14 protein-coding genes are annotated in these 19,727 nt (G+C 61.5%); 9 read left to right on the forward strand and 5 right to left on the reverse strand.

Features of this window, described 5'->3' with window-relative positions:
* Nucleotides 1-117: 117 nt before the first annotated feature.
* Nucleotides 118-4,551, reverse strand: coding sequence for a cadherin-like domain-containing protein (locus AC1RLZ_RS10790; protein WP_493188596.1), 4,434 nt, complete (start codon nucleotides 4,549-4,551; stop codon nucleotides 118-120).
* 566 nt (nucleotides 4,552-5,117) lie between these two features.
* Between AC1RLZ_RS10790 and AC1RLZ_RS10795 the strand changes: the two genes are divergently transcribed.
* A complete protein-coding gene (locus AC1RLZ_RS10795) occupies nucleotides 5,118-5,918 on the forward strand; it encodes a transglutaminase-like cysteine peptidase (protein ID WP_493188597.1) in 801 nt (266 codons plus the stop codon).
* A 44-nt stretch (nucleotides 5,919-5,962) separates the two neighbouring features.
* Here the strand turns inward: AC1RLZ_RS10795 and AC1RLZ_RS10800 are convergent, their stop codons facing one another.
* A complete protein-coding gene (locus AC1RLZ_RS10800; protein WP_493188598.1) occupies nucleotides 5,963-7,651 on the reverse strand; it encodes a methyl-accepting chemotaxis protein in 1,689 nt (562 codons plus the stop codon).
* Between the two features lie 245 nt (nucleotides 7,652-7,896).
* Between AC1RLZ_RS10800 and AC1RLZ_RS10805 the strand changes: the two genes are divergently transcribed.
* On the forward strand, nucleotides 7,897-8,739 hold the full coding sequence (locus AC1RLZ_RS10805; RefSeq protein ID WP_493188599.1) for an SDR family NAD(P)-dependent oxidoreductase: 843 nt from the start codon (nucleotides 7,897-7,899) through the stop codon (nucleotides 8,737-8,739).
* A 97-nt stretch (nucleotides 8,740-8,836) separates the two neighbouring features.
* On the opposite strand, the gene AC1RLZ_RS10810 is transcribed toward AC1RLZ_RS10805, so the two are convergent.
* Nucleotides 8,837-9,133: a hypothetical protein gene (locus tag AC1RLZ_RS10810; protein ID WP_493188600.1), complete on the reverse strand. Its 297-nt coding sequence runs from the start codon at nucleotides 9,131-9,133 to the stop codon at nucleotides 8,837-8,839.
* Between the two features lie 55 nt (nucleotides 9,134-9,188).
* Between AC1RLZ_RS10810 and AC1RLZ_RS10815 the strand changes: the two genes are divergently transcribed.
* Nucleotides 9,189-10,013, forward strand: coding sequence for a hypothetical protein (locus AC1RLZ_RS10815; protein WP_493188601.1), 825 nt, complete (start codon nucleotides 9,189-9,191; stop codon nucleotides 10,011-10,013).
* A gap of 129 nt (nucleotides 10,014-10,142) precedes the next feature.
* Here AC1RLZ_RS10815 and AC1RLZ_RS10820 read toward each other — a convergent pair whose 3' ends face one another.
* Nucleotides 10,143-11,369: an LLM class flavin-dependent oxidoreductase gene (locus tag AC1RLZ_RS10820; protein ID WP_493188602.1), complete on the reverse strand. Its 1,227-nt coding sequence runs from the start codon at nucleotides 11,367-11,369 to the stop codon at nucleotides 10,143-10,145.
* Between the two features lie 189 nt (nucleotides 11,370-11,558).
* Here AC1RLZ_RS10820 and htpX point away from each other — a divergent pair, with 189 nt between their 5' ends.
* A complete protein-coding gene (htpX, locus tag AC1RLZ_RS10825; RefSeq protein ID WP_493188603.1) occupies nucleotides 11,559-12,488 on the forward strand; it encodes a zinc metalloprotease HtpX in 930 nt (309 codons plus the stop codon).
* Between the two features lie 34 nt (nucleotides 12,489-12,522).
* On the opposite strand, the gene sthA is transcribed toward htpX, so the two are convergent.
* Nucleotides 12,523-13,917 (reverse strand): Si-specific NAD(P)(+) transhydrogenase, encoded by a 1,395-nt coding sequence (sthA, locus tag AC1RLZ_RS10830; protein WP_493188693.1) that lies wholly within the window; start codon nucleotides 13,915-13,917, stop codon nucleotides 12,523-12,525.
* Nucleotides 13,918-14,191: 274 nt separating this feature from the next.
* Between sthA and AC1RLZ_RS10835 the strand changes: the two genes are divergently transcribed.
* The 5 genes from AC1RLZ_RS10835 (at nucleotide 14,192) to AC1RLZ_RS10855 (ending at nucleotide 19,716) form a co-directional block, all read left to right on the forward strand.
* Nucleotides 14,192-15,601 (forward strand): MFS transporter, encoded by a 1,410-nt coding sequence (locus AC1RLZ_RS10835; RefSeq protein WP_493188604.1) that lies wholly within the window; start codon nucleotides 14,192-14,194, stop codon nucleotides 15,599-15,601.
* A 159-nt stretch (nucleotides 15,602-15,760) separates the two neighbouring features.
* Nucleotides 15,761-16,579, forward strand: coding sequence for a chromate resistance protein ChrB domain-containing protein (locus AC1RLZ_RS10840; RefSeq protein WP_493188605.1), 819 nt, complete (start codon nucleotides 15,761-15,763; stop codon nucleotides 16,577-16,579).
* 1 nt (nucleotide 16,580) lies between these two features.
* On the forward strand, nucleotides 16,581-17,978 hold the full coding sequence (gene chrA / locus AC1RLZ_RS10845) for a chromate efflux transporter (protein WP_493188606.1): 1,398 nt from the start codon (nucleotides 16,581-16,583) through the stop codon (nucleotides 17,976-17,978).
* A 99-nt stretch (nucleotides 17,979-18,077) separates the two neighbouring features.
* On the forward strand, nucleotides 18,078-18,326 hold the full coding sequence (locus AC1RLZ_RS10850; RefSeq protein WP_493188607.1) for a pentapeptide MXKDX repeat protein: 249 nt from the start codon (nucleotides 18,078-18,080) through the stop codon (nucleotides 18,324-18,326).
* 202 nt (nucleotides 18,327-18,528) lie between these two features.
* Nucleotides 18,529-19,716, forward strand: a complete 1,188-nt coding sequence (locus tag AC1RLZ_RS10855) for an extracellular catalytic domain type 1 short-chain-length polyhydroxyalkanoate depolymerase (RefSeq protein ID WP_493188608.1) — start codon at nucleotides 18,529-18,531, stop codon at nucleotides 19,714-19,716.
* Nucleotides 19,717-19,727 lie beyond the last annotated feature (11 nt).

Raw genomic sequence — 19,727 nt, forward strand, 5'->3', positions numbered from 1 at the left:
GAGAGAAGTCGTCAGGCGCCAAGCACCACCCCAAGCCTCGATCAGGCGGACATTATGCCATCAGTCAGGCGATTTGTGCAGGTGGCCGAACGCGGAACAGTTAACGCGCGGCGTGCGCTAAGCCACGCTGGAATAGGGGTGCACGATGAAGTCGCTGGCGTGCAGTTGGGACATGTGCACGTTAGTGAGTTGCAGCGTGTCACCGCCATCGAGGTGGATCAGGGTATTATTTCCCTTTTGCTCGATTCCGCCGGACAGCTCCCAAAGGGTTAGCTTCAAATCGCCGAAGGGGCCTGAAAGATTGGGCACACCACGAATGTGGTCGAGCACGATCTTGTCGATGCCGACTTCGAAGTCCTTGATGACATCCTTGTCAGCCGAGCCGCTATGTGGCCCGAAGACAAATTGATCGGCGCCTTTGCCACCCGTCAACGTGTCGCTATTGCCCGTCGCGAAGATGACGTCATTTCCGGCCGTGCCGTTCAGTGACACCTGTGTATTGGACTGAAGAGGCGCTGTATTGAAGATGAAATTGACATGATCGCTGGCGCCGAACCCGTCGGTGACCGTGACGGAAACCGTTGCCTGAGGCGTGTCCGAGTTGGTCGGCTTAAAAATGAAGCCATCTTCGAGATAATGATCGATGGACGACAGCGATCCTGACTTCACCACCGTGCCGTTGATGTCCAGCTGATAGTTCTCGCCGCCGGACCAATCCTTGTCCGACACCGAGATATCGGAAATCTTGAAAGAGCCGTCGCGGAGTTTGGAAAGTTCAGTCGATGACGTGTCGATGTCCGGCGCGTCGTTCTTCCAGGTCATCTCGGTGCCGCCGTGGTGGTCGGAGTCGATATCGAGATGTTTCAGTACGCCTGGATCGGTCAGGGTGAAGTAGTCGTTCTTGCCCCAGCCGTAATGGACGTCGACGACACCGTTGTGCTGGTCGAACCAGAGCTGCCAGGGTGAAATGCCCTGCAATTCGATCGAGTCGCCATAGGACAGACCGGAGACAGTCCCGACGAAGTGGGATCCGCGATCCAGGATCAATTCGTCGCTGCTGATGCCGGAGAATGTCACATTGGCATCCGACCAGCCGCCGAATTCCAGCGTGCCGCCGTTGATTTTCGCAGTGCCGTGACCGGTGACATTGCCGCCGATCTCGAACAGGCCGGCATAGGCTTCGATGGTCCCGTAATTGACCAGATCGCCCTTGATTTCGAGACCGCCGGTGGCCATCGACGCGATGACACCGAAATTGATCAGGCTGCCCTTGCCGGTGTCGATGATCAGCGCATGCGAATGGTCCGATGCGATGATCTTGCCGTCGCATTCATTGACGATGCTGAGCTTGCCGTCGCCGAGCTTGCCGTAGCCGTTGATCGTATTGTCTGCATTGATGAGCTTCGAGCTGAGCGAATCGCCGGTGATCCGGTCGGCGCTTCCGTCGAGCGTCACGGTGCCTTCGCCATCGAGCGTGACCGTGCCGTGGATCAGCAGGGTCGCGCCCGCCGTGTGATCATCGATCAGCAGCGTACCGGTATTTTGCACGACGCCATGGACTTCGAGCGTCGTGCCCGGTGCGAGTTGGATATCGCCGTCATTCACCAGTGTGCCGGTGACATTCAGCGTTCCGGTGCCGGTCAAATCGAGCTCGGCCTGGGGGCCGATGTGCAGCCCGGCGATTTCCAGCAGGCCGTTGAGATTGAAGGTGACTGTCCCCGTACAGATATAGACGATCTCGTCTGCCGTCGGGACGATTCCGAGCGACCAGTTGCCGGGCGTGTTCCAGTTGTTGTTGACGGTGCCAGTCCAATAGTTGGACGCTCCGTAGGGCGGCGGCGCAGGGATGATCACATCGGTTGGGCCACTGGTGACCATCTCGGGGGTTCCGCCGCCGTCGATGTAGCTGACGATAACATAGACGGTCACGCCGACATCTGCGGCAGTGAGGACGTAGCTGCTGCCCGTGGCCTGCGAAATCGCGACGGGTGCACTGGAGCCGGGGCTCAAGCGATACCATTGGTAGTGAAACGTCTCCAGCCCATCGACATCGGCCACGCTGCCAGTCTGGGCGGTGATCGTCGCGCCCTCCTGAAATGTTCCGGCGATCGTGACCTCTCCGGTGGGCAAATCATTGACCGGCGTGACGTCGAGCGCCGCATGGCCATCAACCGACGTCACGCCGTCGGAGATCCGATACGTAAATGACACGGGTCCGTTGTAATTGGCCGAAGGCGTGAAGGTCCAGGTGCCGTCTTCGTTTGCGGTGAGTGTTCCGCAGCCGTTCGCAATTTCAAGGCCGGTCACATGCAGCGTCTGGCCGTCGGCATCCGTGGCATTGGCCAGCAGTTGCGCTTCTGTGATGATCAGACAGTGGTCTTCCGCGATGGGCGCGAGCGCCACGTCGCTCCCGGCAACCGGGGCGTGGTTCTGGCCGGGCGCGACCGTGCCCTCATAGGGGGCGCTGTGATTGTTGTGGCTGCCGCCATCGTCCACCTGCACCGTAAAGGTGGGCTGACTGGTGTAGCCGTCACTGACAAAGCGGACATGATGTTGGGCGAGCTGTTCGCTCGTGAAGGTGTAAGAGGTCTCGGAGGTGCCCGTCTCGTTGGCTACACTCAGGCGCTGAAACACGGAATTCGTTGCCGGCACCCATTCGGTGCCGTCCCATATTTCAAACGCGCCGCCACTGACGTTGCTCACCGTGAAAGTGAAGTCGGTCGTTCCGTCGGGATCGCTGACCGTGAAGCTTGTATCGCTCAGCACCGTCACGCCGCCGAGGACGACTTCGATCGACGTGCCGGTGATCACCGGTGCGTCGTTGACGCCCGTGATCGTGATCGTCTCGGTCTGCGCCACGCTCGCGCTGTGGGCGTCGATGATATTGTAGGTGACAGTGATCGTCACCGTCTGGCCTTCGCCAAGATAGGCAAAGGCGTGTGGATCGACATGGAGGGTGGTGCCGGTCAGCGTCACGCCGGTCGGTGCTGCCGGCTGTGCGGCGCCGCCATTCAGCGCAAACTTGACGTTACCAACGGTCAGCGTCGCCGTTTCGCCGAGATCCGCGTCGGAAGCGCCGGCCAGCAGGTTGAAGCTCTGCGCGCCGTCATCCTGGTTGGCCGCAGCCGTCAGCGCAGACGCAACGACCGGCGCGTCATTGGTGCCATCGACGGTGAAGGTCAGCGTCTGATGCGTCGTATCCGGCCCTGACTGACTGTCGAAGCCGATGGTGTAGACGGCCTTCTGTCCTGCGGCGAGGAATTTGAACGCTGCAGGATCGTAGCTGACATGGCCGCTCACCGGATCGACTGTGATCAGTGTCTTGAGGTCGAGCGAACTGGGCGTGCCGCTCGGGCCCGTCGCAGAAATGATATGTGCAGTACCGGGGACGTAGGGAGTCGGAACGTCGCCAACGTCCGGATCGGTGATCTGGACCTGATCCTTGATCTCGAAGCTGGTCTTGTCGATCGGCAGCATCACGACAACCGGCGCAACGGTGATGGTCGGCGCCGTGTTGAAGCGCGTAACTGTAACGATGGTCGGTGGCGTAATCGGGGAGTCGCCCGGCAGGTTGATTGGCACCTGGAAGGGCTGGCCCGGCAACACATCTGGCAGCGGAATGAATTTCAGCGGGTCCGGGCTGGTGCCGGAATTGGGATCGGCCGGCGAAGATCCGCCGCCCGAGCCATTGCTGCGCGGATTGGCGTTCGGAACGTAGTTTGGAAAATAGGTCTGTAGCGTTTGCTCAATGATCGCCCGCGCGATCGGCGTCAGCGGGTCGGCGATGCCGGTGGACGTATCACCATTGCCGAGCACGCTGGTCACCTGACCGGCTGCATTCACGGTGCCGATGATCTGGCCGCTCGTCTTGCTATACAGCACGTAGGAACCGGTCACGCCGTTGGGCTCGACCAGAACCTGGAATTTCACCGGCGGCGCACTGCCTTGTCCCGGAACCTCGAAACCGATTTCGACCAGCACGGCGGTGCCGCGAATGCCCATGGTGGCAACCGGCGTATCGACGCGCATGTTGCCATGCTTGGCAGTTTCGCCGGCAACGAAGGTGATCGTGCCCTGAACGAGGCTGAGCAGAGATGAGTTTGACGATCCGTTGGGATCGTAGACCATCTCGTTCAGTACCATGCGTGCGTTGGCCGAGAGGCCAAACACGGTGCCATCGACGAAAGTCAGGGTCAGCGATGAGTCCCCGCCAGCCTGGACCACGTCGCCCTTCTGCACCTGATCGCCGACATTCAGCATCACCGACACGCCGTTGCGGATAGCGGTAGCGCTGCCGCTCAGCTTGCTGACGGTGCCGATGACCTGGGCTGCAGCATTGGCGCCGCCGCCGAGCTGGGCGAGCTGCACTTCGCCAACAAGGGCGGTGACGAGATCGCCGGACAGCTGCGCACCATCGGGCGACGACAGAGCTGCGCGCAGCGAACCCTTGAAATAGTCGGAGACGACGTGTTCGTGCCCGTCCTTGGACAACACGAGATCGAGGCCGGAGCGCTTGTAGTCGCCGGAGAACAGCAGGTTGGCATCCTGCACGACAATCGTGGGGCCGGCTGTATGGGCGGAAAACGTATGGCCAATACCACCGCCGCCAGCTGCCGGTTCAGTCGGCGCAGCGCTAGATTGCAAAAAATCGAATGTACCCGCGTAGCTCAATTCCGACCGCGCATGGTTATGGTTATTAATTGGCTAATTTGCGAGCCATGCATACCACCGCAGGGTGCAATGCGATAGTGGACGCCCGCGCATCTTTTTTCTGTCTATCGACTGATTTGTGAAATCATCCGGATATCACTGATCCATATAGTGAATTTCCGTTAACGATAAATCGAGTTCAGTCGGTGTTCCCTGTTGGGGAACTCGATACCTGCGGAACGAATGCCTGAGGTAATATAATCCTCCAGATAGCAGCTTGTCGACGATTTCGATAAAATTGTCGCCAAACCGGCGAGGCCCTTTTCAGCCTGTCCACGAACTTCGTCGACCCGGCTAACCCCTTTTAATCAGGCCGAAAATCAGCCGCCTCATGATCGCCCCACAAACGATCCGGTCACGTGTGAGCAGTCCCGCTCGCCGATGCTCGGACAGACGGGGCGTCTATCATGTGGACTTCTGCTGTTATGCGCGCGCGCTGCGCGTCTGTGCTGGCTCTGGGGCTGGCGATTTTCGCGGCGCCCGCTGATCTCATGGCCGGAACGGCCTTTCCTGACCAGGCAATCGGCGCTGTCGAACGGCCTTCGGAGCCGTTTGGCCTGGCCACATCGACGCTGCCGGACGGCGAACTCAAAACCAAGTGGCGTGGGGTGGAGCGCGAGCAGGACGACGAACAGCTCGCCCTCGAGCTTTGTGCCGAGACGCCTGCCCGCTGCTCGCCGGAGGCGGCGCAGTTCCTGGCCATCATCGGCGACGCCAGCGCACGTGACGGGCGCGCCCGCATGGGCGAGGTCAATCGCTCGATCAATCTGGCCGTTCGACCGGGTGATGATCTTGCGCTCTATGGCGCAATGGATGTGTGGCGCTCGCCCCTGGCACTGCTCGCCACTGGCGCAGGCGATTGCGAGGACTATGCCATCGCCAAGTTCACCGCGCTGCGCGCCGCCGGTGTCGCGGCCGATGACCTGCGGGTCGTGATCCTGCGCGACACGCTGCGCCAGGAAGACCACGCCGTTGCGGCAGCCCGTCTCGATGGCCGCTGGTTCATGCTCGACAACCGTCGCATGGCGATGGTCGAGGACGTCAACATGAAGAACTCAAGGCCGCTCTTCGTGATGGATCACAACGGTATCCGGCAATATGTCGATGCGCCGCTACTCGCAGCTACGCAGGGTCCCGTTGCGGATGAAGCGGCTCTGACCACGCTGGCATACAGCGCCAAAAGAGCATCGGGCCGCCCCGCGCTGTAAGCGGAACGGCCCGTATCGATCGAAGCTTCGATCGGTCGCCTGATTCAGGCCGCGCGGACCTTGGTGAGGAACTCCGTCACCGCCGATTGCAGCATGCCGGCCTGCCCGTCGAGTTCACGCGCGTCGTTAAGAACCTGGCCGGCCGCTTGTCCTGTGGCGGAGGCTGCCGCGTTGACGCTGCCGATATTGGTGGCGATTTCGCTGGAGCCAGTGGCCGCTGCCTGAATATTGCGGGCGATTTCACGGGTCGCAGCGCCTTGCTCCTCGACGGCCGACGAGATTGCCATCGAAATTTCGCTCATCTTCTCGATGGTCGCACTGATATTGCCGATCGCCGAGACGGCATCGCCGGTTGTCGATTGCATGCTGGCGACCTGCGCCGAGATTTCCTCCGTCGCCTTGGCCGTCTGCGTTGCCAGGGCCTTCACTTCCGAGGCGACGACGGCGAAGCCACGCCCGGCTTCGCCGGCACGGGCGGCCTCAATGGTGGCATTGAGCGCCAGGAGGTTGGTCTGTGCGGCAATCGTGTCGATCAACTGAACCACAACGCCGATCTTCTCAGCCGCGCCGGACAGGAGCTGAACCGTTGCGTTGGTTCGGTCGGCTTCGCCGACGGCCTGCCGCGCGATCTCGGTCGATTGTGCGACCTGCCGCGAGATTTCCTCGACCGACGCGGTCAGTTCTTCCGCTGCAGCGGCAACGGTCTGTACGTTGCTCAGCGCCTTCTCGGATGCCATGCTGACGCTGGCGACGCGATCGGTGGTTTCGGTTGCCGTGCTGGTCATGGACGATGCGGTGGCCTGCATTCCGGCCGCGGACGTCGCAACCGATTTCACGACGCCGTTGACGCTTTGCTCGAAGCCATCGGCAAGGCTGTTCATTGCCGACTTGCGTTCTGCAGCAGCGCGCTGCTGGACGGCGACCTCTTCCTGCTCAAGGCCATGCATGCGGATAGCGTTGTCCTTGAACACCTGCACCGTCGTGGCCATCGCACCGATCTCGTCGCGGCGGCCGGCGCCGGGAATCTCGGCTTCCAGCTTGCCGTCAGCGAGGTCTCGCATGCGGGTGCCGAGCTGGCTCAGCGGTTTCGTGATGCTGCGGGCGATGAACCAGGCGATCAGTCCGGCAATAACAGCGATACCGAGGATCGCTGTTGCCAGTGACCAGATGATCGGCGTCAGCTTCGCATCGAGATCGTCGAGATAGGCGCCGGTGCCGACGAACAGATTCCAGTCGGGCACGGCAACCGCATAGGAGAACTTGCGGATCGGCTCGGTCGTACCGGGCTTCATGTATTCATAGTACAGCGTGACATCGCCCTTGGCGGCGACGCCATCGCGCAACTCGCGGGTCAGGGCACGGCCGTTGGTCGGGATGTCCAGTCTGTTGGTGCCGTACTGTTTCGGATCCGGCGTCACCAGCGCGATGCCGTTCATGTCATAGGAGAAGATGTAGCCGTTGCCCTTGTCATAAGTCATCGTGCGGGCGCGCTTGAGGAATTCCTGGATCGCAGCGTCCTTTGTCAACTCGCCGGCCGCCACCTGCTTCTGCAGGCCGAGTGCCATATTGCGCGCCGTTTCGACAATGGCGTGAACCTGCTCCATGCGGGCAGTGCGCATCTCGGCGCTGACAAGGCGCGTCGCTTGCAGGCCGGCCACGCAGAGGCCGAGCAGAGTGACGGTGAGGAGAAGTCCAAGCTTGGCAGAAATCGGAAGATTATTGAGCAACTTCACGGAAAGGTTCTCCAGCAATCGCGAGCCATGCTTGGATGGCGGTACAATGCTGCACGATACGCAGATGCGTCTTAGAACTTCCTTAATCGTAATCTTCGTGCGTCAACGATGGTTGCGGCTTTGAAAGTTCGCCACGACGCCTGCAAATTCAGTGGGCTGCGGGTGGCGCTGACTCCAAATACGCCTTGCGCTGTCACGCTTCAGAGGCGTCAAATACAGTTTATAAAAACAACGGGGAAACGATCATGGGGCGTCTCGACAACAAGGTCGCTGTCATCACCGGTGCGACGAGCGGTATCGGGTTCCGTACGGCGGAAATCTTCATCGAGCAGGGTGCGAAAGTTGTGATTGCCGGGCGTCGTGCTCCGGAAGGCGAGGCACTTGCTTTGAGGCTCGGTGCAAATTGCAGTTTCCGTCAGACCGATGTCACCGATGAAGCGCAGATGAGTGCACTGATCGGTCACGCGGTCGAGAAATTCGGCCGCATCGATTGTCTGTTCAACAATGCGGGTGGTCCGGCGCAGACCGGCGGTATCGAAGGCCTCGAAGTCGATCGTTTCGATGCAGCTATGGCGACACTCGTGCGCAGCGTCATGCTCGGCATGAAACACGCCGCCCCGCATATGAAGAAGCAGGGCTCGGGCAGCATCATCAACAATGGCAGCATTGCCGGCCGGCTCGCCGGCTATTCGTCCTCGGTGGTCTATGGCGCCGCCAAGGCCGCGGTCATCCATTTGACCAAATGCGTGGCGATGGAGCTCGGCGAGAGCGGCGTGCGCGTCAACAGCATCTCGCCGGGCGCCATTGCGACCGGAATCTTCGGCAAGGCGCTGGGACTATCGGTGGAAGCAGCCGAGCAGACGCCGACGCAGATGCGCGAGGTGTTCAAGGCTGCACAGCCGATTCCGCGCGCGGGTCTGCCCGACGATATCGCCCATGCCGCCGTCTTTCTCGCCAGCGACGAGTCGTCTTTCGTCAACGGCAACGACCTGGTGGTCGATGGCGGTGTCACCGGCGGCCGCAACTGGAGCCAGCAGCAGCAGGGCTATGTCGCGATGCGCAAGGCGTTCGGCCAGGACAATGGCTGACGGGCAGGGGAGCCAAGAATGTCCATCCCATGCGATGCGATCGTACCGAGGCTGCCTGAAACACGGTTTGTGTCTGTGGCCGATGAAGGCGCGCAGCTTACGATGCCGCTGAACTAGTTGCGGTGGTTGAGGCTGGCGTCTTTGGCGCGATGCGGCCATGCTGTTGCAGAAAGGACAAACCTGCACCGGTCACCTGAACGACGGAGCCACGTCCGGCGATGTACCTGCGCGTGGCAAATCCACGGTCGGTGCAGTCTTCCCACACCGTCAGTCGTGGGCACGACGTCCGCCATGCATCGAGCACGTCAGCATAGGATCTGGGTTCGCGCGCGATCCATTCCAGGAGATCGAGGATCAGGGGATCGAGGTCATGAGAATCGAAGTCTTTGGGCATGGCTACACCGCCCTGTGCTATCGATACGCCTATAATTAGAACCGCGAGGCATTCCATGTCCAGAACTTTGCGAGCCATACTTGTCGCTGTGGCGACCCTTGTTGCTACGGCCGGTATGCTTGTTGCGGCGCAGGCCCAAACCAAACCCAAGGTCACGACGCTTGGTCCGGATTTTCCGAAGACCGAGATCTTCATCGGCAACAGCTTCTTCTATTTCAACAACAGCATGCACAGCCACGTGTTGGGAATGGTGCGTGCCGCCGATCCCGCTAACAGGACGAGCTATCAGGCGACCTCGGTGACCATCGGCGGCTCCGGCTTCGAATGGCACGATGTCGAGAGCTATTTCCGACCCAACGCCATCGCGTCCTATTCCTTCGACGATAATAACAACATCATCTTCAACAAGCGCGAGCCGTTGTTCGATGCTGCGATCATGATGGATTGCAGCCAGTGCCCGATCCATCCCAAGCTGAAGTCGGTCTTTACTGAGTATGCGAAAAAGGATGCGGACATCGTCAGGGCGCATGGCGCGAAACCGGTCTTCTTCATGTCCTGGGCCTATGAAGACAAGCCGGAGATGACGCAGCAACTGGCTGAGGCCTATACTGTTGCCGGCAATGAAAATAATGCCCTGGTGATTCCGGCAGGTCTGGCATTTGCCAGGATGCGCGCGAAGCAGCCCGAGCTCACTCTGTACCAGCCCGACAGGCGTCATCCGAGCATGGCAGGCACATACCTTGCGTCCTGCGTGGTCTTCAGTGCGCTGACGGGCCGCTCGCCGGTGGGCAATCCCTATCTCGCGGGTCTCGATGAAGCGACTGCGAAGATACTGCAGACGGCGGCGTGGGAAACGGTGCAGGACTATTACGGAAAGTAAGCGCCACATTCTCAGTCATGGCCGGGCCTGCCCCGGCCATCTACGTCTTTGCCCGGCAATTTAAGACGTGGATACGCGGGACATCTAGCGAAGCTCGCTTCGCGCTGCCCGCGCATGACGGAATTCCAGCTACCCTTTCTTCTGCAGATCCGGCGCATTCACCAGCGGGATCGCCACGCGTCCCGGCCCCGTCAGTGGCAATGCCGCGGCAGCCCTGTCATTGGCCATGATCTTGGCCATCACGGCTTGTCCGGCGCGCTCGAACACCTCGCGATTCTCGATGACGAATTGCTGCGACTTCCGCAGGCTCGCGATGTAGCCGTTGATCTCCGGCACTACATAGCGTGCCACCATGTCCCAGCTACGCCGTGTGTTCTCCGGATTGGCCCAGTCATGCACGAAGCCGATGATGGTGCCGACGCCACCCGAGACCTGCATCAGGTTCTTGATGGTCTTCACGAGATCATCGGGCGTGCCGATGGTGGAAGCGGCGGCTTCTCCGCCCGCGGTCTTCTCGACAGCGTCTTCCGGCGAGGTGAAGGGCTGCAGGCCCGGCCGCTGCAGCGTGCCGACATTATATTCGTTGTGCCAGCGCATCAGGCCGGGGCCGGCTTCGCGCGCGGCCTGTTCGCGGGTCTCGGCGATATGCCAGGACAGCAGCACGCGCCAGTTGGCGCGATCCACAGTGGTGCCGTGCTTCTTCGCGGCATCCTCGGCAAAGCCCCATTGCGTCGGCAGCGCCATCAGCCCCTGCGTCGACATCGAGCCAAGCGAGATGATGCCGATGCCGTATTTCCCGGCCAGCGTCATGCCCGAGGGCGAAATCTGCGACGCCACCACGAACGGCATCTCCTCCTGCAGCGGCAGGATCTGCAGCGCGGCGTCGTTCATGGTGAACCAGTCGCTCTTCGCGGTAACGCGCTCGCCGTTGAACAGACGGCGGATGATGGCGATGGCTTCGTCCTGGCGGTCGCGCTGGGTCATCGGGTCGATGCCGAGCGTATGCGCGTCGGAGGCGAGGGCGCCCGGCCCGGAGCCGAAGATCGCCCGGCCGCCGGTCATGTGATCGAGCTGCACCATGCGCTGCGCGACATTGTAGGGATGGTGGTAGGGCAGCGAGATCACGCCGGTGCCGAGCCGGATCCGCTTGGTGCGTTCGCCGGCGGCGGCGAGGAACATCTCCGGCGAGGCGATCGTCTCCCAGCCCGACGAATGATGTTCACCGCACCAGAATTCGTCATAGCCGAGGGCATCGAGCTGCTCGACGAGATCGAGATCCCGACGGAACTGCAGCATCGGGTGTTCGCCAATGGGGTGATGTGGTGCGAGAAAGGCGCCGAACTTCACGCGAGCCATAAGTATTTCCTCTTTGTAATGTTTTTTAATGTTTTTCGTGGCGCGCAGCCTATGGCCGCAGGTCGCAGCATTCAATGCAGTCCGCTGCATGGCCGCGACGCGCTGCCGCACAATGCTGCCTTGCGGAACGATTGGGCGGATCACCATTTGATGCCTGTACCGCAGCGCATCGCGCGGTCAGGAGGACAAATGAGCTACTTCAAGACGGCGATATTGCTGGCCGGTATGACCGCCCTGTTCATGGGCGTCGGCTATCTCATGGGCGGCGCGTCGGGTGCGATGATCGCGCTGGTGGTTGCGGCCGGCATGAACATGTTCGCCTACTGGAATTCCGATCGCGCGGTGTTGTCGATGCACGGCGCGCAACCGGTCGACGCACGCAATGCACCGGACCTGTATCGCATGGTCGGTGAGCTCGCCCACAATGCCGGCCTGCCGATGCCCAAGATCTACATCATGGACAATCCGCAGCCGAACGCGTTCGCGACCGGTCGTAATCCGGAGAATGCCGCCGTCGCCGTCACCACCGGCCTGATGCAGCAGCTGTCGCGCGAGGAACTCGCCGGCGTGGTGGCGCATGAGCTTGCGCATATCAAGCATCACGACACTTTGCTGATGACCATCACCGCGACAATCGCCGGTGCGATCTCGATGATCGCCCAGTTCGGCATGTTCTTCGGCGGCAACCGCAACAATAATGGTCCGGGCATGATCGGCCAGATCGCGCTGATGATCCTGGCGCCGCTCGCTGCCATGCTGGTGCAGATGGCGATCAGCCGCACGCGCGAATATGCCGCCGACGACATGGGCGCGCGAATCTGCGGCCAGCCCATGTGGCTCGCCTCTGCACTGGCCAAGATCGACAACGCCGCGCATCAGATACCGAACGAGGATGCCGAGCGCGCACCGGCGACCGCGCATATGTTCATCATCAATCCGCTGTCGGGCCGCGCCATGGACAACCTGTTCACCACGCATCCGGCGACACAGAACCGGATAGCGGCGCTGCAGCAGCTTGCGGGACAGATGGGTGTTCAGTCGCGCACGTCTGTGCGTCCAGCACCGCCCGCGGCCGGCCCGTGGAGCGGCGGTCCGTCGCGCCGGGGTCCGTGGGGCTAGCGAACGGTTCGACTTAACGATTGGTGCTTCTGCGCTACCGTGCCGTCATTCGATTCCACGCATCCAGCCCGGCGATCTTGTAGGCCTCGGCCAGCGTCGGATAGTTGAACGTGTTCTGGATGAAGTAGTCGATCGTGCCTTTGAGATTGAGCACGGCCTGGCCGATATGGATCAGCTCGGTGGCGCCCTCGCCAAGGATATGCACGCCGAGCAGGCGGCGGGTCCTGGTGGAGAAAATCATTTTCATCATGCCGCTATCCAAGCCCATGATGTGGCCGCGCGAGGTTTCACGAAAGCGCGCGACGCCCACCTCGTAGGGAATGCCCTTCTGGCGGACTTCCTCTTCGGTGAGACCGGTGGTTGAGATCTCCGGCACCGAATAGATGCCGTAGGGAAAGAACTCCGGCGGCGCCAACGGATCCATTCCGAGCGCGTGGCAGGCGGCCACGCGGCCCTGCTCCATGCTGGTGGAGGCCAGCGACGGGAAGCCGATCACGTCGCCGGCCGCATAGATGTGCGGCACGCTGGTCTGCAGCGTGACGGGATCGACATTGATACGGCCACGGTGATCGACCGCGATACCGGCGGCTTCGAGATTGAGCCGGTCGGTGGCGCCGACGCGGCCGGCGGCGAATAGCAGCATTTCCGAGGTGACGTTGCGGCCGTCTGCGAGTTTGGTCACGATGTGCCCGCTCGGTGCGTGCTCGATCGCATTGACCTTGGAGCCGAGCCGCAATGCGACATTGCGGTCGCGCAACTCATGCATGAATTCGTCGATCAGCTCCTTGTCGATGAAATCGAGAAAGGTCGGCCGCGGCTCGATCAACGTCACGGCGACATCGAGCGCGCTGAATATGGTGGCATATTCGACGCCGATCACGCCCGCGCCGATCACCGCCAGGCTACGTGGCAGTTTCGGCAGGTCGATGATCTCGTCGCTGTCGAACACTGTCTTGTTGTCGAACGGCACGTAATCGGGCCGGAACGGCCGCGTGCCGCAGGCGATCAGGATATGACCGGCGGTGACATTCTTGATCTCGTTCTTCTCATTGGCGATCTCGATCTGGTGCGGTCCGGTGAAACGCGCCTCGCCGAGCGCCGTCTTTACGGCATTGCGGCTGAACTGATGCTCCAGCACCTCGACCTCGTGGTCGAGTGTCTTCTGCAGCCGCATGATCAGGTCGCGGGCGTCGATGTCCTGTTTCACCCGATAGGAACGGCCGTAGAAGCCACGCTCGCGCCAGCCGGACAGGTTGAGCACGGTCTCGCGCAGGGTCTTCGATGGAATGGTGCCGGTATGGACGGAGGCGCCGCCGACCCGCCGGCCCTTCTCCACCACCAGCACCGATTTACCGAGCTTGGCGAATTGGACGGCTGCGCGCCGGCCCGAGGGGCCGGAGCCGATCACGATCATGTCGTAGTCATACATCGAAGAGGCCTCGAAACCGGAAGGGCCGGCATATGCAATCGTTTCGCCATGCAGCAATCGGGCCACTGGCGGTATCTTCCTGCATGAGGAATGCAAATTCGGTGTGACTTGGATGGGGAGATCAACCCGCGAAACCGGGCCCGCGGTCTGCGCGCCACCAGGTACGACGGGGAGAGTTCAATAAAGCTACCTCCGAGGTAATCGACGCGATGACTGGAAGCTGGGATCAAAGTGGACGGCTGCTTCAGGCCGAACCGTTGAGCGAGGCGCTTCCATGCACCAGATCGTTGCCAATCCCGTCGACTCCGCGCGCCGCTGGTGGGTGCTGGCGATCGTCGTTGCGGCGCAGTTCATGTTTGGCGTCGATGCCTTCATCGTCAATGTCGCGATCCCGACCATCGCGGTCGAGCTTCGTGCCAGCGCGGCGCAGATCGAGGCGGTGATTGCGGTCTATCTGATCGGATATGCGACGCTGGTGATCACCGGTGGCCGGCTCGGTGACATCTACGGCACCAGGAACACCTTTCTCGCCGGCGTGCTCGGCTTCACTCTGACGTCGCTGTGGTGCGGGCTCGCGCAATCCGGACCGGAGCTGATTCTGGCGCGGCTGGCACAGGGCGCCACCGCGGCGCTGATGGTGCCGCAGGTGCTGGCCACCATCCATGTGCTGTTTGTCGATGAAGCCCGCGCCCGGGCCTTCGCCGTTTACGGCATCGTGCTTGGCCTTGCCGGCGCTGCGGGCTTTCTGCTCGGTGGCCTGCTGGTGACGATGGATCTTGCAGGCCTCGGCTGGCGTGCGGTGTTCTTCGTCAATGTACCGGTGGGACTTGTCATCATCGCGGCGGCATGGCGGCTGATGCCATCCATTCCCCGCCGTCCAGGCACGCGGCTGGATATACCGGGCGCGCTGGTGCTGTTCGCCGGATTGCTCGGTCTGATCGGCCCATTGCTGTTCGGGCACGAATTGCACTGGGCGCCGTCGGTGTGGCTGGCGATGGCTGCGGGTGCGGCAGTGATCGCCGGCTTCGTCAGGCTGGAACGCCGCGTCGCGTTGCGCGGTGGCATGCCGCTGATCGATCTGGCGTTGCTCGCGGATGCTGCTTTCATGCGCGGGCTGTGCGCGGTGTTCTTTTTCTTCTTCGCCAATCTGTCATTTTATCTGGTGATGACGTTGTTCATGCAGAACGCGCTGCACATGCCGCCGCTGCGGGCCGGTCTCATTTTCATACCGCTGGCGCTGGCGTTCGTTGTCGCATCGCGTCACAGCGGTATGCGGTCGCGCCAGCGTGGCACGCTGGTGCTGATCGAGGGTTGCGTGGTGCAGGTCATCGGTCTTGCCGCGCTGGCTGCAACGGTACTGGCGGTGAATGCATCGTCTGCATTGCTGCTGGCGGTGCCGCTGGCCGTGTTCGGTTACGGCCAGGGTCTGGTCATGGCGCCGCTGTCCAGCGCCGTGCTGTCGACCGTGCAGACATCGAGCGCGGGAGCCGGCTCGGGCATGTACGGCACCACGACGCAAATCGCCAACGCCGCCGGCGTTGCTGCGATCGGCGCGGTCTATTTCGCGGTGCAATCCGCAGCATCGGCAGGCATCGCGCTGCTCGCAAGCTTAGCATTGTGCGTGTTGTCGGTCGCCGCCTGTGTGGGTTTTCTGCTGTGGATGCGCCGTGCCGGCAACGCATAAATCCAAGTACGGCAATCCAAAGACGGCGTTTGACCGTCCAGCACGCGCCTTGACAGGTCAATCGCGATGGCTTGATATTAGGGGCATGGGGACAAAGCGATCTCCCCACGAGGCGACATGCCCAAGTATCGCGTCCCGCACTCTTGCAAGGACGCGCCCATGTCATCGATTAACAGCATTTCCGTTGAAAAACTCGTTCGCCTGATTGGCACCCCGAAATGTCCCGCGCTCGTCGATGTCCGCACCGACGAGGATTTCGCTCTGTCGCCGTTTCTCCTGCCAGGCTCGGTCCGGCGGCCATTCGGCGACGTGAATGGTTGGGCGGCGGCGCTGCGCGGTCGGTCCGCCGTGGTGATCTGCCAGAATGGTTTCAAGCTCAGTCACGGCGTTGCCGCGCTGCTGCGCGATGCCGGTATCCCGGCAGAGGTTCTGGAAGGCGGATACCTCGGATGGGAGAGTGCAGGCCTGCCGCGCATTCCCGGCGGCAAGTTGCCGCCGCAAAACCCGCAGGGCCGCACGTTGTGGGTGACGCGGGAGCGCCCAAAGATCGACCGCATTGCCTGTCCCTGGCTGATCCGGCGTTTCATCGATCCGGCGGCACTGTTCATGTTCGTTGCGCCGTCGGAAGTCTCGGCCGTCGGCGAGAAATTTGATGCTGCGCCTTTCGATATCGAAGGCGTGTTCTGGAGCCATCGCGGCGAGCTCTGTACCTTCGATGTGATGATCGAGGAATTTGGCCTCGCCACACCGCCGTTGCTGCGGCTGGCTACCATCGTCCGCGCGGCGGATACAGCGCGGCTCGATCTCGCCCCGGAAGCGCCGGGCCTGCTGGCGGCATCACTCGGCCTGTCGCGAATGTATGCCGACGATCTCGAGCAGCTTGAGGCTGGACTGGGTCTGTACGATGCGTTCTATCGCTGGTGCCGAGATGCCAGCACCGAAACCCACAACTGGCCGACAGCAAAGACGAAAGCTTGAGATGGCAGAAGCAACTTCGGTCACACCACCGGCCATTCCCGAGCCGCAGACCCACGGCGTTTCCTTCTCGGAGGCATTTTCTGTGTGGCTGCGGATCGCGTTGCTTTCCTTCGGAGGTCCGGCCGGGCAGATCGCTGTGATGCATCGCATCCTCGTCGACGAGAAGCGCTGGGTGTCGGAAAGCCGTTTTCTGCATGCACTGAACTACTGCATGCTGCTCCCCGGTCCCGAAGCGCAGCAGCTTGCGACCTATATCGGCTGGCTGATGCACCGGACCGCTGGCGGGCTGATGGCTGGCGGGCTGTTCGTCCTTCCCGGTGCGATCTGCATCATGGTGCTGAGCTGGATCTATGCCGCCTTCGGGCAGGTCGGGTTTGTCGTGGCTGTGTTCTTCGGCCTCAAGGCGGCGGTCCTGGCGATCGTTCTGCAAGCCGTGGTGCGGATCGGTGGTCGCGCATTGAAGAACAACATGATGCGGACTTTGGCGGCGATTGCCTTCGTCGCGCTGTTCTTTTTCGATGTGCCGTTCCCGGTGATCGTTTTTGGTGCGGCAGCAATTGGTTTCTTCGGCGGCCGGGCCGGTCTGTCGGCCTTCACGGTGAATACGGGCCACGGGTCATCGGGCGGCGGCGATGCTGATAGTTTGCTCGGAGATGAGCTTCCCCTCCATGCCCGGTCGAGCGTCCGGCAGTCGCTCGGCGTTGCGGCCGTCTGGCTGGTGCTGTGGCTCACGCCCGTCGCAGTGCTGCTCGTGGCGTTCGGCAGCAATGACGTGTTCAGCCAGATTGCCGTTTTCTTCTCCAAGATGGCGATGGTCACTTTTGGCGGCGCTTACGCGGTTCTCGCTTATGTCGCGCAGCAGGCCGTCGATCACTACGCATGGCTGAAGCCGGGCGAGATGCTCGATGGTCTCGGCATGGCCGAAACCACGCCAGGTCCATTGATCATGGTGCTGCAATTCGTGGGGTTCATGGCCGCCTTCCGCGCACCGGGTATGTTGCCGCCGCTGCTGGCGGGCACGCTTGGTGGATTGCTCGCGACCTGGGTGACCTTTGTGCCGTGCTTTCTCTGGATCTTCCTCGGGGCGCCGTTCATCGAAACCATTCGTGGCAACCGCGCGCTGAGTGCTGCGCTGGCGGCGATCACCGCCGCAGTGGTCGGCGTCATCCTGAACCTGGCGATATGGTTCGCCATCCACACGATGTTTCGCGAGGTGAAACCAGTTCGTGCGCTCCGACTCAGCTTCGACATGCCGGTTCTGCACAGCGTCAATGGATGGGCTGTCGCGCTGTCGGTCGCGGCCCTGATTGGGGTATTCTATCTGAGGATTGGTCTGCTGCAGATACTGTTGGCTTGTGCCGGCATGGGCGTGCTTTTGCACATCGCCGGTCTGGTATGACCTCGCGAAACCGTGTGCGGAACTGGTAATTAACGGCCGACGGAACAGGAACGTTTCGAACCACTTCGCGTTATGCCGTTGACTCAACAGGAGCTGATCATGCGGAAAACCATTCTTGTTGCGATCTGCGCCACGGCCATTGGCGCTGCCCCGTTCGCCGCTTTCGCCCAGGCCACCGGCCCGTCCGGTCAGGATTCGACCAAGATGGGCACCGGCACCATGTCGAAGGACGGTGAGTCCAAAACCACCGGTACGCAAGGCATGTCGAAAGACAGGATGAAGAAGGATTCCATGCACAAGGACGGCATGAAGAAAGACCACATGATGAAAGACGAGATGAAGAAATAACTCGTCATTTTCTCCCCGACTCGCCCCATATGGCCCGGCCTGTTATGGCCGGCCATATGGGGTTTCCTTTGCATTAAAGGTAATTTTCGAAAGCCTCGCGCTTCAGTGATAGGTATATTGAAACCGTATTTGTTTTATTTTGCAGTGCAGCAACCATATGTCAGCAGTGCTGTTGTATAAGCCTGACGACCCAGGAGCTGCCGTGTCTCTCGCCGATAATATCGATTTCCTCCGCAACCTCCCAAAACTGCCCGGAATCAACACCTTGGACGGGTTGGCGCGGGGCCGTGCGCCTGCAGGCACGAGCCCGATCAGCGAATCAACGGGTTTCGGCAGCAATCCCGGCGACCTCCGGATGTTCAGTTACGTGCCCGCCACGCTGACGGCGAAGCCGGCACTGGTCGTCGTGCTGCACGGCTGCACACAGAACGCTGCTGGCTATGATGTCGGCACCGGCTGGTCGATGCTGGCCGATCGCTATGGCTTTGCGCTGCTGATGCCCGAGCAGAAATCATCCAATAACGGCAATACCTGCTTCAACTGGTTCAATGCCGATGACATCGCGCGCGACAGCGGCGAGGCGCTCTCGATCCGGGAAATGATCGAGCAGATGGCCGTGGACCATGATGTGGATCGCAAGCGCATTTTCGTGACGGGGCTCTCGGCCGGCGGCGCGATGACCTCGGTGATGCTGGCGACCTATCCTGAAGTCTTTGCTGCCGGCGCAATCATTGCCGGTTTGCCCTACGGGATCGCTACCACCATGCAGGAGGCGCTGAGCGGCATGTATCGCGCGGCGCCGCGTGCCGCGAACGATCTCGGCAATCTCGTGCGCAAGGCATCGTCGCATACCGGTGAGTGGCCGAAAGTGTCGGTCTGGCATGGCAGTGCCGATCGCACCGTCAATCCTGCCAATGCGGGCGAAATCGTCAAGCAATGGCTCGATCTTCACGGCCTAGCGTCCGCACCGATGTCCGCCATCGACGTCGACGGCTATCCGCGCGAGGTGTGGTGGAACAAGGACGGCGAGACCGTTGTCGAATCCTACACCATCACCGATATGGCGCATGGCACGCCGCTGGCGATTGCCGGACAGGACGAACCCTATGGTGCCGCGGGTGCCTTCCTGCTCGAAGTCGGCATCTCATCGTCCTATCATATTGCGCAGTTCTTCGGCCTGACCCGGCAACTCGCACCACGCAATGTCGAAACTGCAGCCGTGGAACCCGCGGCTCCGGCGGGTGCCATTGTCTCATCGGTGACGCAGAAGCCGCGCTCTGCAGGTGATCGACGCGACGCGCGAGGCGATCGTGCTGGCCGGCGGTCTATCGATATCAACACTGCCATTACCCGGGCACTCACGGCTGCCGGCCTCATCAAGTCACCCTGACAAGTAACAGG

Source organism: Tardiphaga sp. GW822-FHT04G09, assembly GCF_058800725.1.

Coding starts and splice junctions, on each gene's coding strand:
- AC1RLZ_RS10795 (WP_493188597.1), top strand. CDS start 5,118: ATGTGGACTTCTGCTGTTATGCGCGCGCGCTGCGCGTCTGTGCTGGCT.
- AC1RLZ_RS10805 (WP_493188599.1), top strand. CDS start 7,897: ATGGGGCGTCTCGACAACAAGGTCGCTGTCATCACCGGTGCGACGAGC.
- AC1RLZ_RS10810 (WP_493188600.1), bottom strand. CDS start 9,133: ATGCCCAAAGACTTCGATTCTCATGACCTCGATCCCCTGATCCTCGAT.
- AC1RLZ_RS10815 (WP_493188601.1), top strand. CDS start 9,189: ATGTCCAGAACTTTGCGAGCCATACTTGTCGCTGTGGCGACCCTTGTT.
- AC1RLZ_RS10820 (WP_493188602.1), bottom strand. CDS start 11,369: ATGGCTCGCGTGAAGTTCGGCGCCTTTCTCGCACCACATCACCCCATT.
- htpX (WP_493188603.1), top strand. CDS start 11,559: ATGAGCTACTTCAAGACGGCGATATTGCTGGCCGGTATGACCGCCCTG.
- sthA (WP_493188693.1), bottom strand. CDS start 13,917: ATGTATGACTACGACATGATCGTGATCGGCTCCGGCCCCTCGGGCCGG.
- AC1RLZ_RS10835 (WP_493188604.1), top strand. CDS start 14,192: ATGCACCAGATCGTTGCCAATCCCGTCGACTCCGCGCGCCGCTGGTGG.
- AC1RLZ_RS10840 (WP_493188605.1), top strand. CDS start 15,761: ATGTCATCGATTAACAGCATTTCCGTTGAAAAACTCGTTCGCCTGATT.
- chrA (WP_493188606.1), top strand. CDS start 16,581: ATGGCAGAAGCAACTTCGGTCACACCACCGGCCATTCCCGAGCCGCAG.
- AC1RLZ_RS10850 (WP_493188607.1), top strand. CDS start 18,078: ATGCGGAAAACCATTCTTGTTGCGATCTGCGCCACGGCCATTGGCGCT.